Source organism: Piscibacillus sp. B03 (assembly GCF_052246295.1).
GTDB lineage: Bacteria > Bacillota > Bacilli > Bacillales > Alkalibacillaceae > Piscibacillus.
Genome location: NZ_JBQQCO010000071.1, coordinates 1 through 2,532 on the forward strand (window position 1 = coordinate 1; position 2,532 = coordinate 2,532).

Here is a 2,532-nt window from a genome sequence, read left to right on the forward strand (position 1 = left end):
CACTTAACGTATCATATGTTGTAATTTGTTCCGTTGGGATAATGGCATGATGGTCATCGACTTCATCATCATTAACATAACGTTTATCTTGTTTAACCGCTTCGATTTGTTCATCATGTATCGGTAAATAATCCTGGTAATCTTGAAGTGTCTGTTCAATTTGCTTTAATATGTTTGGAAACTCTTCCGCTTCAGCCTGTGTCACGACACGTGGGTCTGAACGTGGATAGGTAATTAACGCTTTTTCGTATAAACTTTGAGCTGCAGCTAACGTTTCATCTGGTCCCATGTTAAATAGTTGATCGGCTTCTTTTTGGAGATCCGTTAGATTATATAACGTCGGCGGTGCTTTCGATTCCGTTTCTGCATGAACCGAGGTAATAACGCCTTTTTTATGTTGTATAAATGTTTGAAGGTTTTCCGCTTCATCTTTGTTAAAGATATGCTCAACATCAAGGTCTCTCCATTTAGCTAAAAAGGTATCGTTAGACGCAAGGGTTGCTTGAATATAAACACCCCAAAACGGTTCTTTTTGAAAGGCATTAATAGCTCTTTCACGTTGTACGATCAGCCTTAGAAGCGGTGTCTGAACACGTCCGACGGGATACACTCCACGTAACCCATTCTGTTGTAATAATAAAGACATAAGTCTAGTAGCATTTATTCCTATTAACCAATCCATCTCTTCTCTTGCCAAACCTGCCATGAGAAGCGGTTTATAATATTCGTTTGATTTCATTTCTTTAATCGCCTGTTGTATAGGTTTTTTAGCGAGTGATTTCGTCCACAAACGCATAACAGGCTTATGATTTTTAACAAATTGTAAGACCTCATCTACAATTAGTTGACCTTCTCTAGCGCGATCACCAGCATGAATAATCCGTTTAATTCGTGAATCATTAACCCACTTTTGAATGTTACGAACATAAGATTGTTTTTTGGATGTCGCACGCTTTTGAAACGATTCTGGAATTAAAGGCAAATCGCTTAGTCGCCATTGTTTCCATACTTTATCGTAATGTGACGCATCCACCAATCCAATAATATGACCGCTACACCAAACACCAATAGCCCCATGAGGAAAGTAAGTGTTATCGGGCGCAATTTCAATGTGTTTCCCCTTCTTTTGATGCTTAAAATGACCGCATACCGTTTCAGCTTGGATTTGTTTTTCAAAAATGATTAAATCCATTCTCTTACCACCCTTTATTTAAGCACTAAATACTAGCCATATGTTTAGAACTAAACAGCATCCAATGAGAACACGTTCCATAAATGATCCGGTTGTGAACGTAATCCAAAAGCGGTACCGACGTTTCTTAAAAGGATATAGAAGCGGTACACCTTGCTTGGTTAAGAAATCACCAAAAATATGTGATGCAATCCCTATTAATAAACCGACTTGTAGATAATGAGGGATCGTCAACCATGTGTCGAGTAACATTAAGTAGGCCGTCACGATACCTAAAAACAATAGAGAATGTGTCCAAGTTCGGTGAGTGGAAAAAACAACGACGATGATTCCCACTATTGATAAAGCAAACACCATATCGTGTTGAATAATGGTCCATAATTGTTCTGATGCATAGTAATAAGCGACTACACTCGCAATAACAATTAAAAAGGCGATTGGGTAAACATAACGTCCAACTTTAGATGTCATAGAATCCATATCTGGTAGTAATGAGCCTGCCATGACAGCTGCAAAGAATAACGCTATCTCAATCCATCCGTTTAATTGAATTGGTAACGTATGTGATAAAGTAACAGCTGCAACACCCCATGTAATTCCCATAGCTTGATGTCCTGTTGCCATCATAAAAGACACCCCCTATGCTGCTTGAACGACTTTCTTGTGGTGTATCATGCCCTCTTGAATCGCACCTGTCGCCCCAAAACCTTGCACAAATGTAATGTCCGTATCCCACTTTTTACAGAGTTCTTTAACAAGTTCCATGGGTACATGACCGACTGCTCCAAGCAACACGACGACACAATCAGATTGCTTCACAATCGTTTTGAAGGACTTTTTACGCCCCGCTTCATCCTTTCCACTATGAAATAGCACTTTACATCCGTGCTTTTTTCCAATTTGTTTAAATGTGTTTTCCTGGCTCCCGCCAATAATACCAATTGTCATCATAATATAACCCCTCCATAAAGTTTAATTTAAACTTTATTTTACACAGAGGTTTTTAATTTTTCAACTATTTTATAACAAAATATTAAAATGAGTCCGTTAAGCGGTTATATACATTCTTAGGTAAATGCCCATTGATCAAGGCTTTTGAGACCAATTCAATGTTGCTAGAAACTTGATATTTTGTGCGAATTTTTTTGAGTCGAGCTGTGATCGTAGCGGATGACTTATATAGCTTCTGACTAATGTCTTTAATAGACCGACCTTGTGCTAACTCAGACAGGATAAATAGATCTTCGGATGTAAATATTGACGTTTTATTTGATAACCGTGGTGGCTCATGCAATGTATCAGATACCTCGGTTAAATGAGCTTTTATATGAGATAAGATG

At 38.2% G+C, this 2,532-nt stretch carries 4 protein-coding genes; all 4 read right to left on the bottom strand.

The genetic code is table 11. The annotated features are described in order from the left end of the window. Positions 1-1,192: DNA topoisomerase (locus ACTWQB_RS17070; RefSeq protein ID WP_443140359.1), on the bottom strand; the 1,192-nt coding region annotated here is incomplete at its 3' end. Between the two features lie 18 nt (positions 1,193-1,210). Further along, complete coding sequence (locus ACTWQB_RS17075; RefSeq protein WP_443140360.1) at positions 1,211-1,819, bottom strand: metal-dependent hydrolase; 609 nt, start codon at positions 1,817-1,819, stop codon at positions 1,211-1,213. Positions 1,820-1,831: 12 nt separating this feature from the next. Then, positions 1,832-2,143 (bottom strand): DUF2325 domain-containing protein, encoded by a 312-nt coding sequence (locus ACTWQB_RS17080; RefSeq protein ID WP_443140361.1) that lies wholly within the window; start codon positions 2,141-2,143, stop codon positions 1,832-1,834. An 82-nt stretch (positions 2,144-2,225) separates the two neighbouring features. Beyond that, positions 2,226-2,532 (bottom strand): LuxR C-terminal-related transcriptional regulator (locus ACTWQB_RS17085; RefSeq protein ID WP_443140362.1); only part of this gene is annotated, 307 nt, incomplete at its 5' end.

Excerpts from the sequence above, each read along its gene's own strand:
- ACTWQB_RS17080 (WP_443140361.1), bottom strand. The coding sequence starts at position 2,143 with ATGATGACAATTGGTATTATTGGCGGGAGCCAGGAAAACACATTTAAA.
- ACTWQB_RS17075 (WP_443140360.1), bottom strand. The coding sequence starts at position 1,819 with ATGATGGCAACAGGACATCAAGCTATGGGAATTACATGGGGTGTTGCA.